The sequence below is a fragment of the Pseudomaricurvus sp. genome, assembly GCF_965662505.1.
In the GTDB taxonomy this organism is placed as follows: domain Bacteria; phylum Pseudomonadota; class Gammaproteobacteria; order Pseudomonadales; family Cellvibrionaceae; genus Pseudomaricurvus.
Genome location: NZ_CBFIHX010000132.1, coordinates 6823 through 8959, shown reverse-complemented (window position 1 = coordinate 8959; position 2137 = coordinate 6823). Strand labels below are relative to the sequence as shown.

Here is a 2137-nt window from a genome sequence, read left to right as displayed (position 1 = left end):
AAACCCCTGCACAAAGTCGACACCAATATCGATTAACGCATCCAGCAGCTCTTCCGTCTCCACGTACTCAGCCACCGTCTTTAGATTCATGGAGTGGGCGAGGTGATTAAAGGTACTGACCATGGCGAAACTGGCGGAGTCTTCCAGCATGGTGCTGACAAAGCTGCCGTCAATTTTCAGGTAATCGACCGGCAACTCTTTTAAATACGCAAAGGAGGACAAGCCGCTGCCGAAGTCATCCAGATAGAAACGACTGCCCCGCTCGCGCAACCGACGCATAAACTCAATGGCGTTATCCAGATGTCGAATGGCTGCCGTTTCCGTAATTTCAAAATGCAACAGGGTTGCATCAATGCCGCTGCGCTCAATTGCCGACAAGACGTAGTTACTGAATTCAGGATCACTGATGGTCATTCCGGATAGGTTCACGGTATACACTCGCGGTGGCAAGAAGAGTTCCATCCGCTCTCTAAGATACCCGATCACTTTGTCTACAACCCAGCGATCAACATCGTCCATCAGACCATAGCGTTCTGCAGCGGGGATAAAAACATCCGGATTCACCAGCTCGCCATTCTGCTGCCGCAAACGCAGCAAAATTTCGTAGTGATCTTCCGAGCCGTCCATCGGCTGAATCTTTTGCTGAAAGAGGCTAAACCGATTTTGCGCCAATGCCTGGCTGATATTTACCACCCAGTTGATTTCACTGCGGCGCTGCTCAACTTCCTGATCCTTGTTGTACCAGTGGATGCGATTGCGCCCCAGCTCTTTCGCCGCGCAGCTGGCAGCATTGGCGGTGGCCAGCACCTGCGCTTCGGATTCAGATGACTCATCAATCACCACTACACCGATACTGACAGCCACCTTGTAAACCTGCGCGCCCCAATGAAATTCATAATTCTGTACAGCGTCGATGACAGAGCTGGCCAGACGCTGAGCGCCCGCCAGTGTGGTGTTGTAAATCAGCACGCCGAACTCATCGCTGCCCAGACGCGCCAGCATGTCCTGGCTGCGCAACTTGTTGGCGATCAACTCTGCCAGCTGCCTCAGGAGTTCGTCCCCGCCAGCATGGCCACAGGTATCGTTGATGACTTTAAACTGATAAATATCGATGTACAGCAGGCCAAAGCTGACCGGTTCGTTCTGCGCTTTCTCCATGGCCTGGGAGATAGAAACCTCGAACGCCTGACGGTTCAACTGAGACGTTAAAGTATCGTGACGCGCCTGCCACTTAACTCGCAGCCGATCCCGATCTACCTGCGAGCTGTTGCGAAAGATCAACAAGCAGCCATCCACTTCACTCGCGGCATTTCGCAGGGGGATCGCCTGCAAGCTGATCAGTACTGGCTTGCGCTCAACAGCATACAAAAAGACTTCCGAAAAATCATTGATCGCCCCCCGCTTCAGTACATCCAGAACCGGAGATGGCAGAACCCGGTGCGTGACCGAATCCGCGATCACCAAAACCTGGCCGATGGGCAAGCCACTGGCGGTTTGATTCGTCAGATTCAACAGCTCGCGAGCCATGGGATTGATGGTTTCGATGACGCCCTTGGCATCCACAGAAATCACGGCATCAGTAATGGAGCATAAAGCGGCACGCACCAGCGAAGTCTGACGGAGCAACTGCTCACGATATGGCTGATCTGGGTTGACCAGTGATATCACGCAGTGGTGATAACCGTCTCCGGCTGGCGCGTAGTAATTCAGTTTGATTTGTTTGCCGTCGTGACGACGGGCACTCAGGTTAAATCGATCGCCTGACGAGACAGAAGCCCAATTCACATCTTGCTGGACAAGATGCTCCAGCCGCAGACCGACCAGCTCAGGCGTATCGAATAAAAGATGAGCCGCCGGATTAGCGCGCTCAATAACACGGTCAGCGCCGATAAGGAAATACGCGTCACTCATGCGATAGAGCAATCCCTCAGTCGCTTCATCACTGAAATGTATACGTGTTGATGGGAACGCCTCAGCGGTCATTCGGCTTCCGTAGATTGCATAAAAGAGAAATGGGAATGCAGTTGATCAGTGACTCAAACCGGTCAGAACTGATAGCACTAATACCTAAGTACTAAACCCTAAGTACTAGAGAGCTTATCGTGTCCTATATTTTGAGCAAGCTTCACGCAGGCCA

At 52.3% G+C, this 2137-nt stretch carries 1 protein-coding gene; it reads right to left on the bottom strand.

Annotation, left to right across the window (positions count from 1 at the left end):
* Window positions 1-1983 (bottom strand): EAL domain-containing protein (locus ACTG33_RS14615; RefSeq protein ID WP_439135960.1); only part of this gene is annotated, 1983 nt, incomplete at its 3' end.
* Window positions 1984-2137: the final 154 nt, after the last annotated feature.